The 25,137-nt window shown below is 64.3% G+C and carries 26 protein-coding genes; 9 read left to right on the forward strand and 17 right to left on the reverse strand.

Features of this window, described 5'->3' with window-relative positions; translation table 11 throughout:
* Nucleotides 1-9: 9 nt before the first annotated feature.
* The 15 genes from G7078_RS03955 to G7078_RS04025 all read right to left on the reverse strand — a co-directional run bounded on the left by G7078_RS03955 (nucleotide 10) and on the right by G7078_RS04025 (nucleotide 12,746).
* Nucleotides 10-435, reverse strand: a complete 426-nt coding sequence (locus G7078_RS03955) for a Fur family transcriptional regulator (protein ID WP_166093211.1) — start codon at nucleotides 433-435, stop codon at nucleotides 10-12.
* 69 nt (nucleotides 436-504) lie between these two features.
* Nucleotides 505-939, reverse strand: a complete 435-nt coding sequence (locus tag G7078_RS03960; protein ID WP_166093214.1) for a Ros/MucR family transcriptional regulator — start codon at nucleotides 937-939, stop codon at nucleotides 505-507.
* A 110-nt stretch (nucleotides 940-1,049) separates the two neighbouring features.
* Nucleotides 1,050-1,514: a GNAT family N-acetyltransferase gene (locus G7078_RS03965; protein WP_166093216.1), complete on the reverse strand. Its 465-nt coding sequence runs from the start codon at nucleotides 1,512-1,514 to the stop codon at nucleotides 1,050-1,052.
* Nucleotides 1,511-2,137: a tRNA (adenosine(37)-N6)-threonylcarbamoyltransferase complex dimerization subunit type 1 TsaB gene (tsaB, locus tag G7078_RS03970; protein ID WP_246166471.1), complete on the reverse strand. Its 627-nt coding sequence runs from the start codon at nucleotides 2,135-2,137 to the stop codon at nucleotides 1,511-1,513. Before tsaB ends, G7078_RS03965 begins: the two co-directional genes overlap by 4 nt.
* Before the next feature lie 29 nt (nucleotides 2,138-2,166).
* Nucleotides 2,167-2,739: a NifU family protein gene (locus tag G7078_RS03975; RefSeq protein WP_166093218.1), complete on the reverse strand. Its 573-nt coding sequence runs from the start codon at nucleotides 2,737-2,739 to the stop codon at nucleotides 2,167-2,169.
* Between the two features lie 31 nt (nucleotides 2,740-2,770).
* The gene (locus G7078_RS03980; RefSeq protein ID WP_166093220.1) at nucleotides 2,771-3,424 is read right to left on the reverse strand and encodes a cytochrome b/b6 domain-containing protein; all 654 of its coding nucleotides are present in this window, start codon (nucleotides 3,422-3,424) and stop codon (nucleotides 2,771-2,773) included.
* A 1-nt stretch (nucleotide 3,425) separates the two neighbouring features.
* Complete coding sequence (locus G7078_RS03985; RefSeq protein ID WP_166093223.1) at nucleotides 3,426-3,971, reverse strand: c-type cytochrome; 546 nt, start codon at nucleotides 3,969-3,971, stop codon at nucleotides 3,426-3,428.
* Between the two features lie 11 nt (nucleotides 3,972-3,982).
* Nucleotides 3,983-4,891, reverse strand: a complete 909-nt coding sequence (gene mmsB / locus G7078_RS03990; protein WP_425505259.1) for a 3-hydroxyisobutyrate dehydrogenase — start codon at nucleotides 4,889-4,891, stop codon at nucleotides 3,983-3,985.
* Nucleotides 4,892-4,981: 90 nt separating this feature from the next.
* Nucleotides 4,982-5,758, reverse strand: coding sequence for an enoyl-CoA hydratase (locus G7078_RS03995; RefSeq protein ID WP_166093228.1), 777 nt, complete (start codon nucleotides 5,756-5,758; stop codon nucleotides 4,982-4,984).
* Entirely contained in the window at nucleotides 5,755-6,813 is a 1,059-nt protein-coding gene (locus G7078_RS04000; protein WP_166093230.1) for an enoyl-CoA hydratase/isomerase family protein, read from the reverse strand. The genes G7078_RS03995 and G7078_RS04000 overlap by 4 nt, the downstream gene beginning before the upstream one ends.
* The gene (locus tag G7078_RS04005; protein WP_166093232.1) at nucleotides 6,810-7,964 is read right to left on the reverse strand and encodes an acyl-CoA dehydrogenase family protein; all 1,155 of its coding nucleotides are present in this window, start codon (nucleotides 7,962-7,964) and stop codon (nucleotides 6,810-6,812) included. Before G7078_RS04005 ends, G7078_RS04000 begins: the two co-directional genes overlap by 4 nt.
* 11 nt (nucleotides 7,965-7,975) lie before the next feature.
* A complete protein-coding gene (gene gstA / locus G7078_RS04010) occupies nucleotides 7,976-8,596 on the reverse strand; it encodes a glutathione transferase GstA (RefSeq protein WP_166093234.1) in 621 nt (206 codons plus the stop codon).
* A gap of 10 nt (nucleotides 8,597-8,606) precedes the next feature.
* Entirely contained in the window at nucleotides 8,607-9,122 is a 516-nt protein-coding gene (locus G7078_RS04015; RefSeq protein ID WP_166093237.1) for a hypothetical protein, read from the reverse strand.
* Nucleotides 9,123-9,156: 34 nt separating this feature from the next.
* Nucleotides 9,157-10,659: a CoA-acylating methylmalonate-semialdehyde dehydrogenase gene (locus tag G7078_RS04020; RefSeq protein WP_166096113.1), complete on the reverse strand. Its 1,503-nt coding sequence runs from the start codon at nucleotides 10,657-10,659 to the stop codon at nucleotides 9,157-9,159.
* 77 nt (nucleotides 10,660-10,736) lie between these two features.
* Nucleotides 10,737-12,746, reverse strand: a complete 2,010-nt coding sequence (locus tag G7078_RS04025; protein WP_166093239.1) for a M3 family metallopeptidase — start codon at nucleotides 12,744-12,746, stop codon at nucleotides 10,737-10,739.
* Between the two features lie 115 nt (nucleotides 12,747-12,861).
* Between G7078_RS04025 and G7078_RS04030 the strand changes: the two genes are divergently transcribed.
* Genes G7078_RS04030 through G7078_RS04050 form a run of 5 tightly spaced genes read left to right on the forward strand, consistent with a single transcriptional unit; the run spans nucleotide 12,862 to nucleotide 17,900 of the window.
* Complete coding sequence (locus G7078_RS04030; protein ID WP_166093241.1) at nucleotides 12,862-14,283, forward strand: M28 family peptidase; 1,422 nt, start codon at nucleotides 12,862-12,864, stop codon at nucleotides 14,281-14,283.
* Entirely contained in the window at nucleotides 14,283-14,546 is a 264-nt protein-coding gene (locus G7078_RS04035; RefSeq protein ID WP_166093243.1) for a DksA/TraR family C4-type zinc finger protein, read from the forward strand. The genes G7078_RS04030 and G7078_RS04035 overlap by 1 nt, the downstream gene beginning before the upstream one ends.
* 17 nt (nucleotides 14,547-14,563) lie before the next feature.
* Nucleotides 14,564-16,837, forward strand: coding sequence for a ribonuclease R (rnr, locus tag G7078_RS04040; RefSeq protein ID WP_166093245.1), 2,274 nt, complete (start codon nucleotides 14,564-14,566; stop codon nucleotides 16,835-16,837).
* Between the two features lie 11 nt (nucleotides 16,838-16,848).
* The gene (locus G7078_RS04045) at nucleotides 16,849-17,430 is read left to right on the forward strand and encodes an NADPH-dependent FMN reductase (protein ID WP_166093248.1); all 582 of its coding nucleotides are present in this window, start codon (nucleotides 16,849-16,851) and stop codon (nucleotides 17,428-17,430) included.
* A 59-nt stretch (nucleotides 17,431-17,489) separates the two neighbouring features.
* The gene (locus G7078_RS04050; protein ID WP_166093251.1) at nucleotides 17,490-17,900 is read left to right on the forward strand and encodes a DoxX family protein; all 411 of its coding nucleotides are present in this window, start codon (nucleotides 17,490-17,492) and stop codon (nucleotides 17,898-17,900) included.
* Here G7078_RS04050 and kynU read toward each other — a convergent pair.
* Together kynU and dcd are read right to left on the reverse strand one after the other, a co-directional pair.
* Entirely contained in the window at nucleotides 17,893-19,116 is a 1,224-nt protein-coding gene (kynU, locus tag G7078_RS04055) for a kynureninase (RefSeq protein ID WP_166093254.1), read from the reverse strand. The genes G7078_RS04050 and kynU overlap by 8 nt on opposite strands.
* The gene (gene dcd, locus G7078_RS04060) at nucleotides 19,113-19,667 is read right to left on the reverse strand and encodes a dCTP deaminase (RefSeq protein WP_166093256.1); all 555 of its coding nucleotides are present in this window, start codon (nucleotides 19,665-19,667) and stop codon (nucleotides 19,113-19,115) included. The genes kynU and dcd overlap by 4 nt, the downstream gene beginning before the upstream one ends.
* Before the next feature lie 162 nt (nucleotides 19,668-19,829).
* Here dcd and G7078_RS04065 point away from each other — a divergent pair, with 162 nt between their 5' ends.
* From G7078_RS04065 to G7078_RS04080, 4 genes are all read left to right on the forward strand, one after another.
* On the forward strand, nucleotides 19,830-21,320 hold the full coding sequence (locus G7078_RS04065) for a replicative DNA helicase (RefSeq protein ID WP_166093258.1): 1,491 nt from the start codon (nucleotides 19,830-19,832) through the stop codon (nucleotides 21,318-21,320).
* Nucleotides 21,321-21,387: 67 nt separating this feature from the next.
* Nucleotides 21,388-22,800: a dihydrolipoyl dehydrogenase gene (gene lpdA, locus G7078_RS04070; RefSeq protein WP_166093260.1), complete on the forward strand. Its 1,413-nt coding sequence runs from the start codon at nucleotides 21,388-21,390 to the stop codon at nucleotides 22,798-22,800.
* Between the two features lie 14 nt (nucleotides 22,801-22,814).
* Nucleotides 22,815-24,119 (forward strand): Xaa-Pro dipeptidase, encoded by a 1,305-nt coding sequence (locus G7078_RS04075; RefSeq protein WP_166093263.1) that lies wholly within the window; start codon nucleotides 22,815-22,817, stop codon nucleotides 24,117-24,119.
* Nucleotides 24,116-25,066 (forward strand): cation diffusion facilitator family transporter, encoded by a 951-nt coding sequence (locus G7078_RS04080; protein ID WP_166093265.1) that lies wholly within the window; start codon nucleotides 24,116-24,118, stop codon nucleotides 25,064-25,066. Before G7078_RS04075 ends, G7078_RS04080 begins: the two co-directional genes overlap by 4 nt.
* The last annotated feature ends 71 nt before the right edge of the window (nucleotides 25,067-25,137 follow it).

Genomic DNA, 25,137 nt, shown 5'->3' on the forward strand with positions numbered 1-25,137 from the left:
CGAGTGCGATCAGCGGCTGCGGTTGAGGGAGACGCCGTAAAGCTCCATCCGATGGTCGACGAGGCGAAAGCCCAGCTTTTCGGCGATCTTTTTCTGAAGCGCCTCAAGCTCCTCATCGACGAACTCGACGACCTTGCCGGTTTCAACGTCGATCAGATGATCGTGGTGCTCGTCGGACACGGCCTCATAGCGTGCGCGGCCGTCGCCAAATTCGTGACGCGAAAGGATGCCCGCCTCTTCGAACAGGCGAACGGTGCGATAGACAGTGGCGATCGAAATCTTCGGGTCGACCGCTGCCGCGCGTTCATGCAGCGTTTCAACATCCGGGTGGTCTTCGGACTCCGAAAGGATTCGGGCGATGGTCCGCCGCTGCTCGGTAATGCGCAGCCCTTTTTCGGCGCATAGCGATTCGACGTCGATGATGGTGTGAGGCATCGGCTATCAAGTAAGAGCCCGCGAAGGCCGGGTAAAGGGAAGGGCGCATGAGAACGACCTTCCGTAAGATCACTTCGACTTCGCGGCCCCGCGCGTCCGGCGGCGCTTGGTGCCGAGTCCGATCGACTTGGCCAACGTCCGACGCTGTTCGGCATAATTGGGCGCGACCATCGGATAGTCGGCCGGAAGCCCCCATTTGCGGCGATATTCATCCGGGGTCATGCCATGGTTGGTCATCAGGTGACGCTTGAGCATCTTCTGCTTTTTGCCGTCTTCGAGACAGACGATATAATCCGGCTTGATCGAGGCCCGGACGGACACCTTCGGCTCCTGCTTTTCTTCCGGAGCGTTCTGGCGGCCAGAAATAGTGTTTAACGCCTGGTGCACGTTTTGAATCAGGTTCGGCAGGTCGTTGACGGCGACGCTGTTATTGCTGACGTGCGCTGCGACGATATCGGCGGTCAGTTCAAGCAGCATGTCTTCCATCGGTTCAGTATCGGCCATGTCAATTTTCTTTCGGTTCCGAGCAAAGCGTTGCAAGCGCAACGCACCGCAGAACTTTTAGTCCGCGCGGGGATGTATAAGCAACAGTAACTTGCCGCCCTATACTTTCGTTAGTCCGCCAGCGAGAAGGTCAGGGCGTCGTACTGCATCCCGTCCAAGCCGCGGTAATATTTGTGCCTTCGCCCGACCGCGGAAAATCCGGACTGTTCGTATAGCCGGATCGCGGGATTGCCGTCGCGAACTTCCAAATGCACTCTGTTCGCCCCGTTTTGCTTCGCGTCTTCAATGAAGTGATCGAGCAAGCGCCGCCCAATTCCCTGCCGCTGAGCGGCGCCGGCGACTCCCAGCAGCAGCAGCTCGGCATCGCCGACCACCGTCCGATACAAAGAAAACCCGAGCGGATCCCCGGTTCGGTCATGCTCCGCCAGGATTAGCCGGACGCCCGCCATCGGCAGGATTCCGGCGCATTGCGAGCGGGTCCAGGCCTCGCCGAAATTGGGGTCGAAGGCGCTGGCCATGACCGTCATGACGTCATCGAGACGCTTGGCGTCGACCGCGACCAGGTTGCAGCTCATGCGGCGCTTTTCACCTTGGCGTCGGGCGCGCGGGCGTAGATCGGTGCCGGCTCCACTGCCCTGAGGCCGGGGGGTAGCCGGAGCGCGTCCCTTGCCGATGGCAGGATGTCCAGCGCTTCCCCCCAGCCGCGCGCGTCGATCAAAATCGAGGCCGCCGGTCCGACCACCAGCGCCGCGTCGACCGAGCGCGCAGCCGCTTCGGGCGGAAGGTTGAGCAGTTCCGTCACAGGAGAAAGGTCCGCGCCGAATTGCTGGACGAACAGCTCCCCGTGTCCGCCGAGCATTGCCGAGGCGACGGCTTCCTTGCTGCGTGCCGAAGCCGCCAGCAGCGCAAGGGATGACATTCCGGCCACATCGGCGCCCCAGCCGATCGCCAGCCCATGAGCAGCCGCGACGGCGACGCGAATGCCGGTGAAACTACCCGGCCCGACTCCAACGACGATCGAAGTGGGGCGGCGACCGTTGAGAAGGCCTTCGAGCATCGGCACCAGCCGCTCGGCATGGCCGCGGCCAATGACCTCGTCACGATGATCGAGGCATTCGCCATCGTCGCCAAACAGGGCAGCGGTGCACGCCGCGGTCGAGGTGTCGAACGCAAGAAGCATCGGCCGGATAGTGGTCACATGCGACGGCACCGGGCAACCCCCCAGGCTCAAACCGCTTCGACGGACTCCACTTCGGGGACGTAGTGCTTGATCAGCCCTTCGATCCCGCGCTTCAGCGTGATGGCGGACGATGGGCATCCGGCGCACGCGCCCTGCATGGCCAGGTACAGTCTCCCGTCCTTGTAACCGCGATAGACGATGTCGCCGCCGTCCTGCGCGACCGCCGGGCGGACGCGGGTTTCGATCAATTCCTTAATCTGCTCGATGATGTCGGCGTCGGCCGGGTCGTCGTCCATCCCCACGTCGTCGGCGATGTGAATTCCCGCCGCAGATCCGGGAGTGAACAGCGGCGCGCCGCTGACGAAATGGTCGAGCAGGGTTTCGACGACCAGCGGCTCAAGGTCGGTCCACGACAGTCCCGGGGTCGCAGTGACCGAGACGAAATCGCGGCCGAAGAACACGCCTTCGACCATGCCGCTTTCGAACAAGGCGCTGGCGAGCGGTGACGCCTTGGCGCTCTCCGCGTCCGGAAAATCGCGCGTGCCGGCTTCCATGACCGTCTGGTCGGGAAGGAATTTGCGCGTCGACGGGTTTGGCGTTTGTTCGGTGCGGATCAGCATGGGGGCGATGTGGCCCCGCGGCGAGGGGGTATCAACCCCCGAACGGCGGTGCGCCGCCAACGATCCAGCGGGTGATCGCGATCGCTGCGGCAAGGCATAGAAGTGCGGCCCACCATTTGCCGGGGCGCATGCCTTCGAAACCTTGGGCCCCCGCGCGGCCGGTGATCATTGGCGAGATCAGGTCTTTGCGCCTGACCAGCCGGTAATAAGCGAGCGCCGCCAGATGGAGGACGATCAACCCCAACAGCACGTAGAAAAAGCTCTCATGCAGGTCGGTGGCTTGTTCCGACAGGTCGAGCCCGACGAGATCGGCTAGCGGGCCGGCCACTAATCCGTCCTCGTCCTGGGACACGAGGCCAAGTCCCACCTGCACCGCAACGGCAAGAAGCATTGCGACGACGCTGAGGGCGCCGAGCGGACTATGGCCGATGCCGCGCCACTCGCCGCGCAGATAAGCGAAGACCGAGGCCGGGCCACGAACGAAGCTGGCAAAGCGCGCCGTCGAACTGCCGAAAAATCCCCAAAGGATGCGAAACAGCAGCAAGGTCAGGATGCCGAATCCCGACCACAGGTGCCAGTCGCCGTGATGGTTTTCCGCCGACCACCAACTGAATGCGATCAGGCCGGCAAGCAGCCAGTGAAACAGGCGTATTGGGACATCCCAAACGCGCTGCTTTTCCGTCACGTCAGTCGTGCCCCTTGGCGCGATAGGGGTCGTGGCAGGCCGAGCAGGTCTTGCCGAGGTTGCCGAACGCCGCCTTGCTGGCAGCGATGTCGCCCTTCTGCGCGGCGGCGTTGAGCGTCCGCGCGGCGCCCTCAAAGGCACGCGCCTTGGCTGCAAAATCGGCCGGCTTCTGCCAGATTTCGGCCTTGCCCCGGGTCTTGCCGACATCGGGCCCCGTGCCGGGCGGGTACCAACCACCCACCTTTGGGGCGAGGGCGTCGATCGTCGCGGCGGAAGCCTTGACCGCGGCCAAGTCCGGGCTGCTGCCCCCAAGCTGGGTGCGAAGGGCCTTGGTCGCCTTGCCGATCTTCTCCATGCCCTCGTGCCGCTCGAGCATCAGCGTCTTGGCGCGTGCCGAGTCGACCGGTTTGCCCAGCGGGGATGCTTGCTCGGCCCGCGCTTCAGCGGACATCAGCAACTGGTTGTCAGGCTGGTCCGCGGTCTCCTGGCCCTTGCAGCTGGCGAGGAGCGCGAAAGCGGCGAGACCGGCAAGCATCTGGATACGCATTGGCAACTCCCTCACTGATGGTCGGTGACCTTCCAGCTGTCGTCGATCATCTTGATCAATGCCGAAAAATCCTTCGAACCGCCGCCGCGTTCCACGAAGCGCTGGTACAGTTCCTCGGCCTCGCCGCCCATCGGCGTATAGGCGCCCGACTGCTGCGCGGCTTCCATCGCCAGCTTCAAGTCCTTGAGCATAAGCGCGGCCGCGAAGCCGCCCTCATAGTCGCGGTCGGCCGGCGTCTCGGGGCCAACACCGGGGACAGGGCAATAGGACGTCATCGACCAGCATTGGCCGGACGCCTTCGACGAAATGTCGAAAAAGGTCTGTGGATCGAGCCCAAGCTTTTGCGCCAGGACGAACGTCTCGCAGGTTGCGGCCATGCTCGCGCCCAAGAGCATGTTGTTGCAAATCTTCGCGGCCTGGCCCGCGCCTGGTCCGCCGGCGTGGATGACCGCCTTGCCCATCTTCTCGAGAATTTCGCGGGCGCGCCGGAAGCCTTCTTCCGAGCCGCCGACCATGAAGGTCAGGGTGCCGCCCTCAGCAGCGGCAATGCCACCGGAAACGGGCGCGTCGACCATCGTGTAGCCTTGCGCCGACGCCTGCTCCTCGACCTCGCGAGCGGTCGCGATGTCGATGGTCGAGCAGTCGATCAGCAGCGCGCTGGTGGGCGCCTTGCCGAACACCTGGTCGCGATAGACCTGGGCGACATGCTTGCCCGCGGGGAGCATGGTGACGACCGCTTCGGCGCCTTCGCAGGCGGCATCCGCGGACGACGCCTGTTTACAGCCGCGCTCGACGGCGCGGGTCAGCGCATCCTGGCTGAGGTCGAACGCCTGTACGTCATGTCCGGCCTTGGCGAGGTTCGCGGCCATCCCGCCGCCCATGTTGCCCAAGCCGATGAATGCGATCTTGGCCATTTTCACTCCATGTTCCCCGGCGAAGGCCGGGGTCCAGTCCAAAATAAGAAACGGCGCAAAGCGCCGCCTGGGCCCCGGCCTTCGCCGGGGAACCGACTATTTACCCTTCCACTCACCCGGACGCTTCTCGACGAAGGCCGCCATGCCTTCCTTCTGGTCTTCGGTCCCGAACAGACCGTGGAACAGGCGGCGTTCGAAGCGGATGCCTTGCGCGAGCGGCAGTTCGAGCGCGGTATTGACCATTTCCTTGGTGGCGATGGCGGCGAGCGGCGGCATTGCGGCAATCGCCTCGGCGGTCTTCATCGCCTCGTCGAGGAGTTGATCGGCGGGCACGACCTTCGCGACGAGGCCGGAGCGCTCGGCTTCCTCTGCCCCCATCATCCGGCCGGTCAGGCACATTTCCATCGCCTTGGCCTTGCCGATCGCCAGCGTGAGCCGCTGCGATCCGCCCATGCCGGGAGTCACGCCGAGCTTGATTTCCGGCTGGCCGAACTTGGCGCTGTCGGCGGCGATGATGAAATCCGCCATCATCGCCACTTCGCAGCCGCCGCCGAGCGCGTAGCCGGACACCGCCGCGATCCACGGCTTGCGAGTGGCGGTGACCTGCTCCCAGCCGGCGAAGAAGTTGGACGAATACATGTCCGCGAAACCCTGGCTCGACATCTCCTTGATGTCGGCGCCGGCGGCGAATGCCTTTTCGGAGCCGGTCAGGACCAGGCAGCGCTGCGCCGGGTCGGCGTCGTAAGCTTGGAAGGCTTCCGTCAGTTCCTTCAGCACTTCGCTGTTCAGCGCGTTCAGCGCCTGCGGACGATTGAGCGTCACTAGCGTGACGGCACCGCGCCGTTCGACCAGGATCGTATTGTAGTCGCTCATACTTCGGTCTCCGGGAATGGGGTCCAGCGCTCGCCCGGGGGCAGCGGTGCGAACAGCGCCTCGACCATGCCATCGTCGACCTCGGCCGGGATCGGCGGATCCCACTGCGGTTCGTTGTCCTTGTCGATCAACAGGGCGCGGACGCCTTCGCGGAAATCGTGAGTCTGCACGACATTGGCGGCCAGCGCATATTCCGCCTCCATCTCGTCAGCGAAGCTGGCGCGGTCGGCGCCTTCCGCCAGCAGGCGGAGCGAGACCTTGCAGGACAGTGGGCTTTTCGTCCCGAGCGTCGCGCGTTCCGTCTTTGCCCAGTCGCTTTCCTCCGCCTCAAGCCCGGCGAGGATTTCCTCATAGTCGTCGGACGCAAACAGCCGGGCGATCTGCGCCAAATTGGCCTCGATCTTGCCATCGGGCGCGGTGGCCGACGCGCCACCGAGCGTTCCCTTCACCCGCGCCGGCGCCTTCACGATGCGGTCGACCAATTCCTCGATCGAGGCGCTCGGCACATAGTGGGTGGCTAGACCGAGGTAGAGGCATTCGGCGCCATCCAGCCGCGCGCCGGTCAGCGCCATGAACTGCCCGACCCGGCCGGGAAGGCGCGACAGATACCAGCCGCCGCCGACGTCGGGGAACAGCCCGATGCCAGTTTCCGGCATGGCGAAGCGGGTGTTCTCGGTCGCCACGCGATAGGTGCAGGGCTGCGAAATGCCGACGCCGCCGCCCATGGTGATGCCATCCATGATCGCGACGGTCGGCTTGGGATAGGTGAATAGCAGGTGATTGAGCCGATATTCGGCGAAGAAGAAGTCGCGGGCCTTGGACGCATCGCCGGCGCCGCTCTTGGCCAGCATGACGACGTCGCCGCCGGCGCAAAAGCCGCGGCCCTCGGCATGATCGATTAGGACGGCCGTGATGTCCGGGTCGCTCCGCCAGCGAAGCAGCGCCGTCGACATCGCGTCGCACATCTCCGTGGTCAGCGCGTGGATCGCCTTTGGTCGGTTGAGCCGGATCCGGCCGACGCCGCCGTCGCGGCGGACAATGATGTCGTCGGTCACTGGCGGAGCAGGTCGCGGCTGACGATCACGCGCATGATCTGGTTGGTGCCTTCGAGAATCGAATGGACGCGAAGGTCGCGCCAGAATCGTTCGATCGGATAATCCATCAGATAGCCGTAGCCACCGTGCAGCTGAAGCGCGCGGTCGACGACGGAGGAGCCGGTGTCGGTCGCGAGGCGCTTGGCCATGGCCGCGAAGCGAGTCTTGTCCGGCGCGTTGGCGGTGACCTTCGCCGCAGCGACATAGAGCAGGTAGCGCGCCGCCTGAAGCTCGGTCTCCATGTCGGCGAGCGTGAATTGGGTCGCCTGGAAATCGGCGATGGCGGTGCCGAACTGCTTGCGGTCCTTCGTGTAAGCTATTGCCTCGTCAAGGCAGCGCTGGGCGCCGCCAAGCGAGCAGGCGCCGATGTTCAGGCGGCCGCCGTCCAGGCCCATCATCGCGATGCGGAAGCCTTCGCCTTCACCGCCGACGCGGTTCGCGACCGGCACCCGGACCTCGTCGAAATTGACCTGCGCCGTCGGTTGCGAATGCCAGCCGAGCTTCTTCTCCTGCGCGCCGAAGCTAACGCCCTTCATGTCTTTTTCGATGACCAGCGCGGTGATGCCCTTGGGGCCCTCCTCGCCGGTGCGCACCATGGTGACGTAAATCTCGTTCTCGCCGCCGCCGGAGATGAACGCCTTGGAGCCGCTGACGACATAATGGTCGCCATCCAGGACCGCCTTGGTTTTAAGCGCGGCAGCGTCGGAACCGGAGGACGGCTCCGTCAGGCAATAGCTGCCGATCCGTTCCATCGTGATCATCGACGGCAGATACTTTTGCTTGACCTCGGCCGAGCCGAAGCGGTCGATCATCCACGACGCCATGTTGTGGATCGAGATGAAGGCGCTGGTGGACGGACAGCCGTAGGCCATCGCTTCCATGATCAGCGCGGCTTCGAGCCGGCCGAGGCCGATGCCGCCGCTTTCTTCCGAGACATAGATCGCACCGAAGCCGAGTTCAGCGGCTTCGCGGATTGTATCGCGAGGGAAGGTGTGCTTCTCGTCCCACTCGGCGGCGAATGGCGAGATGGCATCCGCCGTGAACTTGCGTGCCATCTCCTGGATCTGGAGCTGGTCCTCGGTGAGTTCGAACTGGTGCGCGTTGGAGTCCATGGGCGCGGCCTCTAACCCGCGCTCTCCTCCTCAAGCAATCCTTCTGACCGCAGCACTGTACGAACGGAAGGCCGTTCGAGCATACGCTGGCGGAACGCTTGGATGTTCGGCCACTTGGCAAGTCCGTCGAGCATCTTTTCGGCCCAGCCGCTGATGACGAACAGGTAAGCGTCCGGAAGCGTTAGCGTTTCGCCGAGGAGGAACGGGCCCTCGCCAAGCTGGGCATCGACGTAATCCAGCCGCTGCGAAACGGTCTTCCTGGCGAAAGCCTTCACTTCCTCGGTGGCATCAGGCTTGAAGATCGGCGCGAAATTCTTGTGCAGCTCGGTGGTGATGTAGTCGAGCCATTCGAGCACGCGATAGCGGCGAAATTCACCGAAGGGCGGCAGCAGGTCGAAGCTCGAGCGGTCGCCAAGATATTGCAGGATGACGGCGTTTTCGGTCAGCACTTCGCCATTATCGAGCTCGAGCGCCGGGACTGAGCCTTTCGGATTGATCTTCGTATAGTCCGAGCCGTCCTCAAGGGTCTTGTCGCTCAGGTTGGCTCGCACGGCATCATGGCTCAGGCCGGTTTCATGGAGGATGATGTGCGGCGCCTGGCTGCAGGCACCTGGCGAATAATAGAGTTTCATGAAATCCTCCTCAGCCGGCGCAGCGCTTGTAGACCAGTTTTGAATTACCCGGGCTGTCGACGCGCGTCAGCGTGTCGCCGGCGACGCTCCACGACATGGTCGTCGTCCATTCCTGCCCCTCGCCGGTGAATGCGAAGTCGCCTTCGACCGCACTATCACTCCTGCTGCGGAGCGTCACCGGCCGGGCCCGGGATTCGTAGAAGCGTATCGAATTTTCGCCGATCGTCACGAGCCCCTTGGCGTCACCGCGGGTCGAGGTGCAGTCGGCCGGCACAAGCCCCCAGCGGCCATGCAGTGCTGCCGGAATCGATAGGGTTGGCGCGTCGGACTTGTCCGCAGGGCGTGTCGGTCCGCTGGCGACCTCTGTCGTAAGGTCGCCTTCTGGCGGCGCGACAGTGTCGTCCGGGGGCAGCACGTCGATTTCGGCTGACGCCGCTGCGCCGTTGGCCGCATTATCGACGGTCCCCGGCTCCTGGCCGCAGGCGGCGAGGGTGGCGATGAAGCCCAGGAGAAATAGGTTGCGCATGGCGACCTAAACTCCCGAGCCGCAGATTGGTCGCTTATCCCATCGTCGGGATGATGAACGCGTCCTTGTTGCCGGCTTCGACGAAGCCATCGGGCCAGCGCTGGGTGACGACCTTGGTCTTGGTCCAGAATCGGACGCCTTCCATGCCGTACTGGTTGATGTCCCCGAAGCCGGAACGCTTCCACCCGCCGAAGCTGTGGTAGCTGACCGGCACCGGGATGGGCACGTTGACCCCGACCATGCCGACATTGACCCGGCTGACGAATTCGCGCGCGGCGTGGCCGTTGCGGGTGAAGATGGCGACGCCGTTGCCGAAATCATGCTCGGACGGCAGCCGCACCGCTTCATCGAAATCGCGGGCTCGGACCATCTGCAGCACCGGTCCGAAAATCTCGTCCTGATAGGATTTGGACGTCGGCTTGACGTGATCGAAGAAGGTCGGGCCGATGAAGAAGCCCTCTTCATTGCCCTGCAGCCTGAAGCCGCGGCCGTCGACGACGAGTTCGGCCCCTTCGTCGATGCCCATCTGGATGTAGCTCTCGATCCGCTCCTTGTGAGCCTTGCTGACGACCGGGCCGTAATGGGCGTCCGGATCGGTCGAAACGCCAACCCGAAGGGCCTCGATCGCGGGGATCAGTTTTTCGCGGAGGCGGTCGGCCGTTTCGTCGCCGACTGGAACGACCACCGGCAGCGCCATGCAGCGCTCGCCGGCCGAGCCGAAGGCGGCACCAGTGAGATCGGCGACGACCTGGTCGAGATCGGCGTCGGGCATGACGATGCCATGGTTCTTGGCCCCGCCGAACGCCTGCACGCGCTTCCCGTTGGCGGTCCCGCGGGCGTAAATATATTGGGCGATGTCGGACGATCCGACGAAGCTGATCGCCTTGACGTCCTCATGGTCGAGAATGGCATCGACCATCGCCTTGTCGCCGTGAACGACGTTGAGGATGCCGTCGGGAAGACCGGCTTCCTTCATCAGCTCGGCCAGGCGCACCGGGACCGACGGGTCGCGTTCGGACGGCTTGAGGATGAAGGCGTTGCCGCAGGCGATGGCCATGCCGAACATCCACATCGGGATCATCGCCGGGAAATTGAACGGCGTGATGCCGGCACAGATGCCGAGCGGCTGGCGAAGCGAATAGACGTCGATCCCCGGTCCCGCGCCCTGGGTGTATTCGCCCTTCAAGGCTTGCGGAATGCCGCAGGCGAACTCGATCACTTCAAGCCCGCGCTGAACGTCGCCCCTGGCGTCCGCAACGACCTTGCCATGCTCGCTTGCAAGAAGCTCGGCGAGCTCGTCCATGTTCGCTTCGATCAGTTCCTTATAGTTGAACATGACGCGGGCGCGGCGCTGCGGATTTGTCGCTGCCCAGGCCGGCTGCGCAGCTTTCGCGGCATCGATCGCCCGTTGCAGGTCTTGGGCTGTGCCGAGGCGCACCCGCGCCTGGACGCTGCCCTGATTGGGGTCGAACACGTCTCCCGTCCGATCGCCGGAGGAATAGCTTTCGCCGCCGATGAAATGGTCGATGTCACGCAACATGGCTTCGCGTCCTAAGAGTCGTTTGGGGTTAGGCGCGCACTAACCCCGCGACGACACGAACGCCAGTTGCGGCTTCACTTATCCTTGGCGAGCTTGGCTCGATAGGCGTCGAGGCTGATCGGGCGGCCGAGGAAGTCGGCGACCAGGTCCGCAGCGGGCCTCGTCCCGCCCGGCGCGAGCACCAGCCGGCGGTAGCGGTCGGCGGTGGCGGCGTCTTGCAATCCCCGGCGCTCGAACTCCGTGAACAGGTCGTCGGCAATCACCACCGACCAGCGGTACGTGTAATAAGCAGCGCCATAGCCGCCGAGGTGGCTGAAGCTATCCTGCATCTGCGCAAACGCCGGCATCGCCAGCGTGTCGTATTTTGCAGACGCGGCACGAGCAGCCGCGCCCAGGTCTTCAGGCGCGGGGCGGAGATAATATTGCAGTGCGATGTTGGTCAGCGCGAGCTGGCGCATGTCGCCCATGCCAAGATCGAAGTAGCGCGCGTTGTTCATCTTCTGGACGAGCTCGCGCGGGATCGGCTGGCCCGACGCATTGACTGCGAACGTCTTCAACGTGTCGTAGTCGTAGACCCAATTCTCGAGCATTTGCGACGGCGCTTCGACGAAGTCCCACTCGGTCGCCACTCCGCTCTGCCCGGCCCAACGCGGGGTCTGGCCGCCGAAGATGTAGTGCAGCAAGTGCCCATATTCGTGGAGAAACGTTTCGACATCGCGATGCTCCATCAGGCCCGTGGAATGGTCGCCGGCCGGAAGGTTCATGACCAGCGCCGCGATAGGAGTCTGCCTGCTTGTGCCGAGCCGGATTGGGACCGCGTTGGCATGCTCGTACTTGCCGGGGCGCGGGTGCGAATCGAAATAGAAGCGGCCGATCAGCTTGCCGTCGTCGTACATCTCATAGGATTCGACCAACTTGTCCCATTTCGGGGTGTTCCATGGCCGAATATCGACTCCGAACATGCGCTCGGTCAGCTGCAGGATTCCGTCGCGGACGTTGTCGTATGCGAAGTAATTGCGCGCCTCCTGCCGGTCATAACCGTAGGATTGCTTCTGGACGAGGCGGCTGAGGTAGCTGTTGTCCCACGGCTCGATTTTCGTGGCGCCGGGCTGCGTCTGCTGAAGCAATGCAAGCTTCTTGGCATAGTCGCGGTCCGCCGCAGGCTTCGCAGCGGCCGCCATGTCGTCGATCAGCGCCTGCACTTTCGCGGGCGTGTTGAGCATCCGGTCTTCGAAGTTGAGCGTCGCATAGTTCGGCCGGCCGACGAGTTTGGCGAACTCGTCGCGCGTGTTGATCAATTGGCGCAGCACCGGATCGTTCTGCGGATAGGCCCGTTGCATATATTCGGTGTAAAACCGCTGCCGAAGCGCACTGCTGTTCGCGTAGGTCATCACCGGGACGTAGTCGGTGCTGTCCGTTCGCAGCGTGATCTTGCCATCCGGACCGGGCTTGTGCGCGTCTAGGAAGTCCTGGGGCAGGCCGTCCAGCTCGGCCACAGTCGCCGTAATCGTCCGCTGGCCCTTCGGAATGTTCGCTTCGAACTGGGTGTTGACGCTCGAAATGTCGTCGGACAGCGCCTGCGCCTTTGCGCGGCCGGCCGTGTCCAGCGCAATGCCGGCGCGCTCGAATCCGCCGAGCGTGCGTTCGAGGTACAATTTGGTCGGCGCATCGACCTCCGTGGCATCGATCGCCTTGAGACGCTCGTACGCAGGGCGGGACAGCGACAGCTTGGTGCCTTCGCTGGCCATACGCACTTCGCATTTCTCGCCCGCCTCCCGGCTTGCTGCGGTCGGCGAGACTTGACGAAACATGGTGGCTTCGCCGCCGCCGGCTGTGAGGACTTCCTGGAGCCGGTCGTACGCGGTCAGGGCGTTGAGGCTGGAGGAGGGCTTCGATGTTTCCAGTGCCTTGCGCATGGCGGTGCTGCGCGCCACGAACAGGTTGCAGCGCGCGTTGATCGCTGCCGCGGAGGGAGCGCCCGTAAGCATCGGCGGGATTGCGGCGCCAGTGCGTTGCGTTGCCGACGAAGAGGGCGAGGCGATCAGTGCCGATCCGGCGAGCAGCAAGGCAATGTGGTGGCGCATGGCTCTTGTTCCTTAAAGAAGCGACGATGGGTGGTTAGCCGACGCGGGAAGAAGTGCAACTGGCACCGCGAACGCGCGTAGAGAGCGGCAAGAGCGACGAGAAGGAGAGTCGAGTATGCGTGCATTGAAAACGGTTGGCAGCCTTGCCCTGCTTGGGACGGCAATGACCGGCGCCGCGCAGGCCACCCCGCCGCTCCCCGGTCCAGAGGACATTGTCGCCAGTCACGCGCGCGAGGTCGACGGCGTGCGCATGCGCCATACGGTGGAGAAGCTCGTCAGCTTCGGCACGCGCCACACGCTGTCGTCACAGACCGATCCGAACCGCGGGATCGGCGCTGCGCTGCGGTGGACAGATGCGCAGTTCAAGAGCTTCGGACTGCCGACCGTGCGGCCGTGCCAGACATTCACCGGCAAGCGGGTGCCAAAGCCGACCGCAATCTGCGATGCGGTTGCGATCCAGCGGGGGACCGAGCGGCCCAACGACGTGGTGATCATCACCGGCCACATCGACAGCCGGGTCAGCGACGTGATGAACGTCACTGCCAACGCGCCGGGAGCCAATGACGACGGGTCGGGCACCGCCGCGGTGATCGAAGCCGCGCGGGTGCTGTCGAAGCACAAGTTTCCCGGCACGATCGTCTATGCCGCATTGTCCGGGGAAGAGCAGGGACTCTACGGCGGCAAGGTGCTGGCCGACTATGCGAAGGCGCAGGGCTGGAACGTCGTCGCCAACCTTAACAACGACATCATCGGCAACAGCTGCGGTTCGGATGGCGTGTGCGACCGGGCGACGGTGCGCGTCTTTTCGGAAGGACCGCGCTGGCAGGGGCATGAGGACCTGGCCGCGCAAATCCGCAGCTTGGGCGGGGAGAACGACGCTCCCTCGCGCAACATCTCCCGCTTTCTCGATCGCCTGGCGGAGCGGGTCGGACCGCCGGTAAATCTCGAAGTTCGGCAAGTCTGGCGCAACGACCGGTTCGGTCGCGGCGGCGATCACACGGAATTCCTCAACCTTGGCTTCCCGGCGGTGCGATTCTCGGTGGCGGTCGAGAATTACAATCAGCAGCACCAGGACCTGCGGGTCGAGAAGGGCGTCGAATATGGCGACACCGTCGACAAAATGGATTTCGGCTACCTGGCCGCGGTCACCCAGCTGAATGTCGCCGCGCTGGCTTGGCTCGCAAGCGCTCCGCCACCGCCAGAACCGACGGCCGAGGGCGCGGTGAGCACCGATACCACCATTCAATTCAAGGCGGTGCCAGGCGCGTTGCGCTACATCGTTCGCTGGCGCCGCACCGATAGCAACCAATGGCCATATTACGAGCAGATGCGGTCGGTCGGTTCGGACAGTGCCGCCCCGGCCAACGGCTGCTTCATTTCCGGGGGCACATGCGAAGTCGTATTGAAAGGCGTCCGCGTCGACGACTGGGTGTTCGGTGTCGCGTCGGTCAGCCGCGACGGCTACGAAAGCCCGGTTGCGTCCGCCGTGCCCGGCGGTGCGTTCAAGCCTTACATGAAGCCCAAGGAGAAGCCGTAATGGCTGGCGGATGGACGCGCGACGGCGCGGTGCAGGACCAGATCGACGACACGATCAAGGATGCGGTCGCCCGCGCCCGTGCGCTCAACCCAAGCGGGGAAAGCGCCGAGGAATGCGACGATTGCGGGGAGCCGATCCCGCCGAAGCGGCGCGCGGCGCTGCCTGGCGTGCGCACCTGCGTCGGTTGTCAGTCCATGCGCGACAAGGCGGTCGTGCACTCGACCATCAATCGTCGCGGCAGCAAGGATAGCCAGTTGCGTTAGGTGCGTTAAAGGGCTCCATGCCACGCAAACGCCCCGCCGCTGGATTGCCGTCCCGCCAGCAGATCCTCGACTTCATCACATCGTCCGGACAGCCGGCGGGCAAGCGCGAGATCGCCAAGGCCTTTGGCCTGTCGGCCCAGGACAAGATCCAGCTCAAGGCGCTGCTCAAGGACATGGCTGACGAGGGACTGATCAATAGCTCGCCGGGCCGCGCCTTCCACAAGAGCGGAGGCGTTCCGAAAGTTACCGTGCTGCGTGTCGTCGAGGTGGACGACAGCGGCCAGGCGCGCGCAGTGCCGGAACAATGGCACGCCGAAGGGCCGCCGCCGAAGCTGCGCGTGATCGAGCGGGGACGCAAAGGCGCGCTGGGGATCGGCGATCGGATCCTGGCCCGGACCGAGGAGGCCGGCTCCGGCTTCGTCGCGCACCCGATGAAGAAGCTGGAGAAGAGCGCTCAATTGGTGCTCGGCGTCGTCCGGGAAGAGGGCGACAAGCGTTGGCTTCGGCCGGTCGACAAGCGCGAGCGGCGCGAACTGATGATCAGCGACGTCGGCAGTGCGCAGGTCGGCGACCTAGTGCTTTGCGAGGTCGCTGGGCGACCGCCGCGCGTAACCGCCAGGGTCACGGCGGTGCTCGGCGACCCGTTCGCGCCCCGCAGCTTCAGCCTGATCGCGATCCATAAGCATGGCCTGCGCCATGAGTTCAAGGATTCAGCCATCGAGGAGGCGCACCGCGTCTCCAAGCTGCCTCTGGGCGAGCGCGAGGACCTGACTCACCTGCCGATCGTCGCCATCGATCCGCGCGACGCGCGGGATCATGACGATGCGATCTGGGCGGAAGCCGATGGCGAAGGGGGATGGAATGCCATCGTCGCGATTGCCGACGTCAGTTTCTATGTCCGGCCAGGATCGGAGCTGGACAAGGAAGCCCGGGCACGCGGCAACAGCGTCTATTTTCCCGATCGGGTCGTGCCGATGCTGCCGGAAGAGCTCTCCGCGGACATCTGCTCGCTCAAGGCGGGCAAGCAGCGGGCGGCAATGGCTTGCCACCTTAAAATCGCCAGCGACGGCACCCTGAAAAGCTGGCGTTTCACCCGCGCAAAGATTTGTGTTGCAGCAAATATTGCGTACGAAGATGCGCAGGCTGCGATGGATGCGGCGAGCGAAGAGCGCATTGAGGTCTCCTCGCCGACCTGTGCGATGCCCGAGGTCGACGGCACCGTGCCGGCAGAGCTTGTCGAGGCTGCGCTCAAGCCCCTGTGGGCCTGTTGGCGAGCGCTGTTCGCGGCGCGGCAGAAGCGCGAACCCTTGGAGCTCGACCTGCCCGAACGGCAGGTGGTGCTGGACGAAAAGGGGCGCATTACCTCCGTCGCGCCGCGCGAGCGGCTCGACGCGCACAAGCTGGTCGAGGACTATATGATCGCGGCCAACGTCGCCGCCGCGCGGGCGCTGGAAGCGAAGAAAGCAGCGGTGATGTACCGCGTCCACGAACCGCCGAGCCGCGAAAAGCTGGTCGGGCTCAAGGACTATCTGGCCACCTTCGACCTGGAGTTCGCCCTCGGACAGGTAATCAAGCCGAGCACCTTCAACCGGATCATCGAGCGGGTCGGTGACGGCCCCGGCCGCGAGGAGATCATGGAGCAGTTGCTTCGCACGCAGATGCAGGCGCGCTACGGCCCGGAGCGGCTGGGCCACTTCGGGCTGGCGCTGGCGACCTACGCGCACTTCACCTCGCCAATCCGGCGCTACGCGGATCTTCTCGTGCATCGCGCGCTGGTCAGCGCCTTTCGGCTTGGCGACGGCGGGTTGCCAAAGGGCGAGGAAGAACGCTTCGTTGAGATCGGCGAGCAGATTTCGATGCTCGAGCGCAGGGCGATGGAGGCGGAACGGGAAACCGTCGATCGCTACGTCGCCGCCTACCTTTCCGACAAGGTCGGGCAACTCGTCGACTGCCGCATCACCGGTGTCCAGCCGTTCGGCTTTTTCGCGACTGTGGAGGCGCTTGGCGGCGACGGGCTGGTGCCGGTTTCGACTCTGGGCACCGAATATTTCCGCTACGATGAGGCGTCGCAGCAGTTGATCGGCGAACAGAGCGGCGAGACGTACCGCCCCGGCCAAAGATTGCAGTTGCGCATAGCGGAAGCGAACCCGGTTGCGGCTTCCCTGCGTTTCGAACTGCCTGAAGGATCTTACGGCAGCCCGTCCCAACCGCGGCGCAACGATCGAACGCGGGCCGGACAGGGCAAGCGCGGGCGGCCGCCCAACATTCGTCATCAGTCCCGCAAGCGTTGAAGGAAATTCGCATGGCCCCCTACAAGATCGCGATCCTCGTCGGCAGTCTTCGCAAGGACAGCATCAACCGCAAGGTGGCCCGTTCGATCTGCGCCATTCGGGATGACAGCCTCGAATGCTCCATGGTCGATATCGGCGGCCTAACCCTCTACAACCAGGAGTACGATGGCTCAGCGGACGAGCCGGCGGCGTATCGCGAATTTCGCAAGCAGATCGCGGCCGCCGACGGCATCCTGTTCTGCACGCCGGAATATAATCGCGGTGTCCCGGGCGTGCTGAAGAATGCGATCGACGTCGGGTCTCGGCCGTATGGGCATAGCGTCTGGAACGGCAAACCGGCGGCGATCATCAGCGCTTCGCCCGGGGCAATCGGTGGCTTCGGCGCGAACCATCAGCTGCGCCAGGCCTGCGTGTTCCTTAACATGCCGGTGATGCAGCAGCCCGAGGCCTATCTGGGCAACGTCACCGACGACAGCTTCGATTCGAACGGCCAGCTGAAGGATGGGCCGCTCAAGGAATTCGTCGAAAAGATCGCGCACGCGTTCCACGATTGGGTCGACGTCATCCATCGCGCCCGTGCCGCGCTCGCCTGACAACGCTGGACTCGTTTCGCAGGCGTAGTAAGCTTGCGCATCAACAGAGGGGCTGAACGATGCGCTTTACCTGGCTTTCCCGCTACGAACCGCAAATTCACGCGATCCTGCGCATCATCAGCGGGCTCCTCTTCATGGAGCATGGGACTCAGAAGTTCCTGTCCTTCCCGGCCGGCCAATATGCTGGCTCGGGCCTCGCGCTCGACGGGCCGGGTGCTTACGCGGGAATCATCGAGCTAATCTGCGGTTTCCTGATCGCCATCGGCCTGTTCACCCGCCCCGCGGCCTTCCTCGCTTCGGGAACGATGGCGGTCGCTTACTGGATGGCGCACGCCCCGCAGGACCCGTTCCCGGTGAACAACATGGGCGACGCGGCGATCCTGTATTGCTTCGTCTTCCTGTTCCTCGCCGCGGCCGGAGCCGGGCCGTGGAGCGTCGACAATGCCCGGCGTGACGACACGCCTAGGTGACTTTCAGCCGAGCGTGGAAGCGCGGCTGGTCCCAGCTGGCTGAGTTGAGGATTTCGGTCAGCAATTCGGCCGCGCGAACGACTTCGGCATAACTGTTGTAGAGCGGCGCGAAGCCAAAGCGGATCAGGTTCGGCGCGCGGAAGTCGCCGATGACGCCGCCATCGATCAGGGCCTGCATGACCGCGTAGCCGTGCGGGTGGGCAAAGCTGACGTGGCTGCCGCGTGCGTCAGGTTCGCGCGGGCCGGCCAGTTCGACCTTGTCCCCGCAACCGCGCTCGACCTCCTCGATAAACAGCTGTGACAGCGCGCGTGACTTGGCCGCGACGGCGGACATTAGGATCCCGGAAAAGGTGTCGAGTCCGCAGTCAAGCGCGGCAAGCGCCAGGACCGACGGAGTGCCGGTCAGGTACTGGCCGATGCCATCGGCGGGCTGGTAGGATGCGCTGAACGCAAACGGATCGGCATGGCCCATCCAGCCCTGGAGCGGCGAATGCAGCTCCTTTTGCAGTTCCTCGGCGACGAACAGGAAGGCAGGCGCGCCGGGACCGCCGTTGAAATATTTATAGCCGCAGCCAACGGCGAGGTCGCAGCCGCTGCCGTTGAGGTCGAGTTCGACCGCGCCGGCGCTGTGCGAGAGGTCCCACAAGGTGAGCGCGCCGGCCGCCTTTGCGGCTGCGTTGACTGCAGCCATGTCGTACTTGGCGCCGCTGCGATAATCGACGTGCGTGAGCGTGACGACGGCGACGTCCGCATCGATGGCATCCGCAATGCCGCCCGCGGGCACGCGCCGCACTTCACAGCCGAGCAGGCTTGCAGCGCCCTCAATCACGTAAAGGTCGGTCGGGAAATTGGCGGCGTCGGTGACGATCACCCGGCGGTCGGGTCGCGCTCGAACGGCTGCGGTGAGCAACTTGAACAGGCACACTGAGGTCGAATCGGCGATCAGCAATTCGCCGTCCCTGGCGCCGACGATGGGCGCCAGCTTCGCGGCGACCCGGAACGGCGCTTCGATCCAGTCGTGCCCGGTCCAGCTGGCGATCAGGTCGTCGCCCCATTGGTGGCGGATCGTCTCGCCGACGCGGACGGCCGTCGCGACCGGCAGGGCGCCCAGCGAATTGCCGTCGAGATAGGTTTTGCCGGCCGGGAGGCGGAAGCGGTCTTTCGCGAATGCGAGCGGATCGCCGCGGTCGAGCGCGCGGGCGTCGTGCGGGGTCACAGCCGGGGCAGCGTCACGCCCCGCTGGCCCATATATTTGCCGGCACGGTCGGCGTAGCTGATCTCGCACGGCTCGTTGCCCTGCAGGAACAGGAACTGGCACGCGCCTTCATTCGCATACACCTTGGCGGGCAACGGGGTGGTGTTGGAAAATTCCAGCGTCACATGGCCTTCCCAGCCGGGCTCCAGCGGCGTGACGTTGACGATGATTCCGCAGCGCGCATAGGTCGACTTGCCAAGGCAGATGACGAGCACGTCGCGCGGCACCCGGAAATACTCGACCGTCCGCGCCAGGGCGAAGCTGTTGGGCGGAATGACGCATACGTCGGTCTTGCGGTCGACGAAGCTGTTGGCGGCGAAATCCTTGGGGTCGACGATGGCGCTGTCGACGTTGGTGAAAATCTTGAAATCATCGGACACGCGCGCGTCGTACCCATAGGAGGACAGGCCGTAGCTGATGCAGCCGTCGCGGCGCTGTCCCTCGACGAAGGGCTCGATCATCGCGTGGTTTTGCGCCTGTTCGCGAATCCAGCGGTCGGAAAGAATGGCCATGCTCCGCTGCCTAACCGGCGGCTTCCCGCCCTTCAATTTGGGCCAGATTATTTCTGTGGATGAGGCGGGCGGCTGAAAACTGCCGGATTCACATGCTATCCACAGGCGTGCTATGTTTGTTCTCGTTTGGCGCGGGCGAAAGCATCCGCCTAGGACAAGCGCATGGCAGAAATCGTACGTATCGCTGGGGCCGCCGAGCCCGTCGCACCATCCCTTCCGCAGAATGTCGAGGCGGAGGCGGCGCTGCTTGGCGCAATGATGATCGACAACCGGCTGGTCGAGGATATCGGCCTTAAGCTGAAGTCGCATCATTTCTTTGAGCCGCTGCACGGCCGTATCTACGATTCGATTCTTCGGCTGACCGACAAGAATATGGTCGCCAACCCGGTCACCCTGCGGCCGATGTTCGATGGCGACGAAGCGATGAAGGAGGTCGGGGGCGCGGCTTACCTGGCGCAGCTCACCGGCTCCGGCGCGGCCATCATCGGCGCCAAGGATTTCGCCCAGCAGATCTACGACCTGGCGCTGCTTCGCGCGCTCATCGGGGTTGGCCGCGAACTGGTCGAAAGCGCGCTCGACACCAGCGAGGAAGTGGCCCCGCTCGAGCAGATCGAGAAAGCCGAAACCGAACTTTACAAGGTCGCCGAAGAGGGTGGCGCGGAAGGTAAGGCCAAGTCCTTCGCCGAAGCCACCAAGACCGCACTTCAGACGGCCGAGCGCGCGCTTAACAGCGGCGGCCACCTGTCGGGCATCACCACCGGCCTCGACAGCATCAACGCCAAGATCGGCGGCCTGCACAAGTCCGACCTTATCATCGTCGCCGGCCGACCGGGCATGGGCAAGAGCTCGCTTGCCACCAACTGGGCGTTTGCGGCGGCGCAGCGCTTCCTTCGCGATTCCGAAGACGGGATCGAGCCGGGCAAGGGCGCCGGTGCCCCGGTCGCGCTTTTCAGCCTCGAAATGTCGGCCGACCAGCTGGCGACGCGTATCCTTGCCGAGCAGTCGGGGATCAGTTCCGAGAGCCTGCGCATGGGCAAGATCAGCCAGCAGGAATTCCGCTCGCTTGCCCGGGCCGCCGGAGAGCTTGAGAGCCTTCCACTGTACATCGACGACACGCCCGGCCTGACGATCGCGGCGCTTCGCGCCCGCGCCCGCCGGCTGAAGCGGCAGAAGAACATCGGCGTGGTCATCGTCGATTACCTGCAACTGCTCCAAGGCACCGGTCGCGGCGGTGCAAGCGAGAACCGAGTGCAGGAAATCTCGGAGATCAGCCGTGGCCTCAAGCAGCTGGCGAAAGAGCTCGACGTTCCGGTCATCGCGCTGTCGCAGCTCAGCCGCGCGGTCGAACAGCGCGAAGACAAGCGCCCGCAGCTTTCGGACCTGCGCGAATCGGGCTCGATCGAGCAGGACGCGGACATGGTCATGTTCATCTATCGCGAGGATTATTACCTCGCTTCCCGCCAGCCCGCCGATGATCACCCGGACTTCCCGGCCTGGCAGGAGGAGATGGGCCGGGTCTACGGCCTCGCCGAACTGATTGTCGCCAAGCAGCGGCACGGCGCCACCGGCAAGGTGCGGATGAAGTTCGATGCCCGCATCACCCGGTTCAGCGACCTGGTTGAAGATGCCTATCTGCCGGAGCAGCGCGGCTAGCCACGGTTGCGCTTGGCCAGCGATGGAATAAGGGAGCGGCAGGATCCTGCCGCAACCGGAGCATTACATGGCCGACCAGTTTGACGTGATTGTCCTTGGGTCGGGGCCGGGCGGATATGTCGCGGCGATCAGAGCGTCGCAGCTGGGCTTGAAGACCGCGATCGTCGAGCGGGAGCTGCTCGGCGGTATTTGCCTTAACTGGGGCTGCATTCCGACCAAGGCATTGCTGCGGTCGGCCGAAGTGTTTCACCAGATGCAAAATGCGGGTGCTTACGGGCTGTCGGCAGGGGGCGCGAGCTTCGACCTGGCCAAGGTCGTCCAGCGCAGCCGGGGCGTTGCCAAGCAGCTCAATCAGGGCGTCACGCACCTGATGAAGAAGAACAAGATTGACGTCCACATGGGTCAGGGCAAGCTGGCCGGGAAGGGCAAGCTGACGGTCACCGCCGAGGGCAAGTCGAGCGAGCTCCAGGCCAAGCATATTATCGTCGCGACGGGCGCGCGGGCGCGCGAGCTGCCGTTTGCAAAGGCCGACGGGAAGCGCATCTGGACCTATCGCACCGCGATGACCCCGCCGGAAATGCCGACCGAATTGCTGGTCATCGGATCCGGCGCGATCGGGATCGAATTCGCCAGCTTCTACAGCGACCTGGGCGCCAAGGTTACGGTGGTCGAAATGCTCGACCGGGTCGTCCCGGTCGAGGATAGCGAGGTTAGCGACTTCCTCGCCAAGCAGCTCAAGAAGCAGGGCATGACCCTGCTGACCAAGGCCGGCGTCGAAAGCCTAAAGGCCGATGGGACCGGGGTCGCGGCGACGATCAAGACCAGCGACGGCAAGGCCGCCGAGCACCGCTTCAGCCATGCCATCGTTGCCGTCGGGATCGTTCCCAACATCGAGAATATCGGGGTTGAGGAGCTCGGCCTGAAGACCACGAAGGGCCACATCGACACCGACGAGCATTGTCGGACCAACGTCCCGGGCGTGTGGGCCATCGGCGACGTTACCGCACCGCCCTGGCTTGCCCACAAGGCCAGCCACGAAGGCGTGATCGCGGCGGAGGCCATCGCGAAGGAATTGGGCAACACGGACGCGCATCCGCACGCGATGGATGCCAGGAATATCCCCGGCTGCACCTATTGCCGCCCGCAGGTGGCGTCGGTCGGTTACACCGAAGCCGCGGCCAAGGCGGCGGGCTTCGAGGTAAAGGTCGGCAAGTTCCCGTTTATCGGCAACGGCAAGGCCATCGCCTTGGGCGAGCCGGAAGGCTTCATTAAGACGGTGTTCGACGCCAAAACCGGCGAGTTGCTTGGCGCACATATGGTCGGGGCGGAGGTGACGGAGCTCATTCACGGCTACACCCTCGGCAAGACGGCGGAGCTGGTCGAACAGGACTTCTTCCAGACCGTCTATCCACACCCGACGCTAAGCGAAATGCTGCACGAAAGCGCGCTGATGGCGTACGGCCGAGTCATTCACGTTTGAAACAGGGGAATAAGATGAAGCGGTATCTGGCAGTTGCCTTGGCGACGCTTCTTTCATCGACTGTCTCGAGCGCGGCGACCCTGGTCACCGCGGACCGGATGCTCGATGTCCAGACCGGGCGCTATGTGGCTAACCCGGCAATCCTGATTGGCGACGATGGCCGGATTCAGCAGGTCGGCACCCTTGCGGCGATCCAGGTGCCGGCGGGCACGAAGACGATCAGCCTGCCGGGCGAGACGCTCCTGCCCGGATTGATCGACATGCACACGCACCTCGGGCCGGCCGATATCGGCGGGTACCGGTTCCTTGAATATACCGACCGCTTCTGGCCGATCGTCGCCGTCGGGACCGCGCGGCAGATGCTTGACGCAGGGTTCACGACCATCCGCGTCGTCGGTTCGGAAGGTTGGACGGACGTCGGCCTGAAGCAGGCGATCGAGGCCGGCTATGCGGTGGGTCCGCGGATCGTTCCGGCCGGGCACGCCCTCGGCGCGACCGGCGGGCATTGCGACGACACCTATCTGCCGCCGAGCCTCCAGAAAAAGGTCAAGGAAGAAGGGATCGGCGATACGCCGGATGAGCTGAAGTACCAGGTCCGGCGTCAGCGAAAGTTCGGCGCCGAGGTGATCAAGGTGTGCGCGACCGGCGGCGTCTTCTCGCGCGGCGACACGCCGGGCCAGCAGCAGCTTACCGAAAGTGAGCTTCGCGGGATTGCCGATGAAGCCCATATGGCCGGGATGCGAGTGGCGGCGCACGCCCACGGCGCGGACGGGATCAACGCTTCGATCCGGGCCGGCATCGACACGATCGAGCATGCCAGCTTGCTGAACGACGAAAGCATCCGCCTGGCGAAGGCGCGCGCGCGGCCGGTGTGGTTTTCGATGGACATCAAGAATACCGACTACACGCAGGCGGAGGGCAAGAAGAACGGCACCCTGGAGGAGAACATCCGCAAGGACCGGGAAATCGGCCAGATCCAGCGCGACAACTTCCGCAAGGCGCACCGCGCCGGCGTGCGCATGGTATTCGGGTCTGACGCCGGGGTCATGCCGCACTGGATGGTGCCGCAGCAGTTCGCCACGATGGTCGAATATGGGATGACCCCGCTCGAGGCGATCCGGGCCGCGACGATCAACGCCGCCGAGGCGCTTGGCCGCAACGACGTCGGCGCGATCCAGCCGGACCGGATGGGCGACATTATCGCCGTGCGCGGCGATCCGCTGCGCGATGTCCGCGTTCTCGAGCGGGTCGACGCCGTGATCAAGGGCGGCGAGTTGATCCCAGGCAGCAAGGCGCGAGCGACAACCCCGGCACAATGAGCGCGGTTTCCGAAGGGCACCATAGCAACCGCACACTGCTGATCGCGTTCGCGGCCAACCTTGGCGTGGCCGTGGCCAAGTTCGTGGCGGCCGCGATCACCGGATCGTCAGCGATGCTGACGGAGGGGATCCACAGCGTCGTCGATTCCTTCAACCAGCTCCTCCTAATCTACGGCCGACACCGGGCGAAGAAGCCCGCGGACGCGATCCACCCGTTCGGTCACGGGCGGGAAATCTACTTTTGGAGCTTCGTCGTCGCGGTCATGGTGTTCGCGCTGGGCGCCGGCGTTTCGATCTACGAAGGCATATTGCACATCGCTAATCCGGAAGAGCCGGTCACGCCGATCGTTGCCTACGTGGTGCTCGGGGCCGCCTTCCTGCTCGAGGGATGGTCGACCATCGCGGCCTTCAATGAGTTCAAGCAATCGAAGGGACGGCTCGGCTGGATTAGCGCGATCCGCAGCTCGAAGGATCCGCCCACCTTCATCGTCCTGCTTGAAAACGGCGCCGCAATGGCCGGAATCGTCGCCGCCGGCATCGGCGTGTTTGCCACGGAAATTACCGGCAATCCGCTTTACGATGGTGTCGCCTCGGTCGTCATCGGCGGCATTCTGGCCGTTACCGCCTTCGTCCTCGCGATTGAATCGAAGGGCCTGCTGATTGGCGAGGCCGCGGATCTTGAATTGGTCGAGGACATCCGCAGGTTGGTAGAGGGCTGCGAGGGCATCGTCGGCGTCGGCGACGTGCTGACGGTACATTCTGCGCCGGATCAGATCACGGTAATGGTCAGCGTCGATTTCGATGACACCATTTCGGCCGGCCAAGTCGAACGGATCGTCGACGGCGTGGAGGTCGAAGCGTCCCGCCGATGGCCGCAAATCCGGCGGTTCTTCATCCGTCCGCAGCAAGGGGCCCGCGAACAGTCGATCATTGCTCGCACTCAGTGAGTAAGGGTCGAGAGGAACGCCTTGACCCGCTTGCGGTTTGACGTTCGACGACTCGAGTAATTAAGGAATGA

The organism is Sphingomonas sinipercae, from assembly GCF_011302055.1.
Taxonomy (GTDB): domain Bacteria; phylum Pseudomonadota; class Alphaproteobacteria; order Sphingomonadales; family Sphingomonadaceae; genus Sphingomicrobium; species Sphingomicrobium sinipercae.

Bases quoted from the DNA above. Each gene is read 5' to 3' on its own strand.
- G7078_RS03955 (WP_166093211.1), bottom strand. From the start codon at position 435: ATGCCTCACACCATCATCGACGTCGAATCGCTATGCGCCGAAAAAGGG.
- G7078_RS03995 (WP_166093228.1), bottom strand. From the start codon at position 5,758: ATGAGCGACTACAATACGATCCTGGTCGAACGGCGCGGTGCCGTCACG.
- G7078_RS04080 (WP_166093265.1), top strand. From the start codon at position 24,116: ATGAGCGCGGTTTCCGAAGGGCACCATAGCAACCGCACACTGCTGATC.
- G7078_RS03960 (WP_166093214.1), bottom strand. From the start codon at position 939: ATGGCCGATACTGAACCGATGGAAGACATGCTGCTTGAACTGACCGCC.
- G7078_RS03975 (WP_166093218.1), bottom strand. From the start codon at position 2,739: ATGCTGATCCGCACCGAACAAACGCCAAACCCGTCGACGCGCAAATTC.
- G7078_RS04065 (WP_166093258.1), top strand. From the start codon at position 19,830: ATGGCAGAAATCGTACGTATCGCTGGGGCCGCCGAGCCCGTCGCACCA.
- gstA (WP_166093234.1), bottom strand. From the start codon at position 8,596: ATGAAACTCTATTATTCGCCAGGTGCCTGCAGCCAGGCGCCGCACATC.
- G7078_RS04050 (WP_166093251.1), top strand. From the start codon at position 17,490: ATGCGCTTTACCTGGCTTTCCCGCTACGAACCGCAAATTCACGCGATC.
- lpdA (WP_166093260.1), top strand. From the start codon at position 21,388: ATGGCCGACCAGTTTGACGTGATTGTCCTTGGGTCGGGGCCGGGCGGA.
- rnr (WP_166093245.1), top strand. From the start codon at position 14,564: ATGCCACGCAAACGCCCCGCCGCTGGATTGCCGTCCCGCCAGCAGATC.
- dcd (WP_166093256.1), bottom strand. From the start codon at position 19,667: ATGGCCATTCTTTCCGACCGCTGGATTCGCGAACAGGCGCAAAACCAC.
- G7078_RS04045 (WP_166093248.1), top strand. From the start codon at position 16,849: ATGGCCCCCTACAAGATCGCGATCCTCGTCGGCAGTCTTCGCAAGGAC.
- G7078_RS03965 (WP_166093216.1), bottom strand. From the start codon at position 1,514: ATGAGCTGCAACCTGGTCGCGGTCGACGCCAAGCGTCTCGATGACGTC.
- G7078_RS04035 (WP_166093243.1), top strand. From the start codon at position 14,283: ATGGCTGGCGGATGGACGCGCGACGGCGCGGTGCAGGACCAGATCGAC.
- G7078_RS04005 (WP_166093232.1), bottom strand. From the start codon at position 7,964: ATGGACTCCAACGCGCACCAGTTCGAACTCACCGAGGACCAGCTCCAG.
- G7078_RS04030 (WP_166093241.1), top strand. From the start codon at position 12,862: ATGCGTGCATTGAAAACGGTTGGCAGCCTTGCCCTGCTTGGGACGGCA.
- G7078_RS04015 (WP_166093237.1), bottom strand. From the start codon at position 9,122: ATGCGCAACCTATTTCTCCTGGGCTTCATCGCCACCCTCGCCGCCTGC.
- G7078_RS04025 (WP_166093239.1), bottom strand. From the start codon at position 12,746: ATGCGCCACCACATTGCCTTGCTGCTCGCCGGATCGGCACTGATCGCC.
- G7078_RS04075 (WP_166093263.1), top strand. From the start codon at position 22,815: ATGAAGCGGTATCTGGCAGTTGCCTTGGCGACGCTTCTTTCATCGACT.
- G7078_RS03985 (WP_166093223.1), bottom strand. From the start codon at position 3,971: ATGCGTATCCAGATGCTTGCCGGTCTCGCCGCTTTCGCGCTCCTCGCC.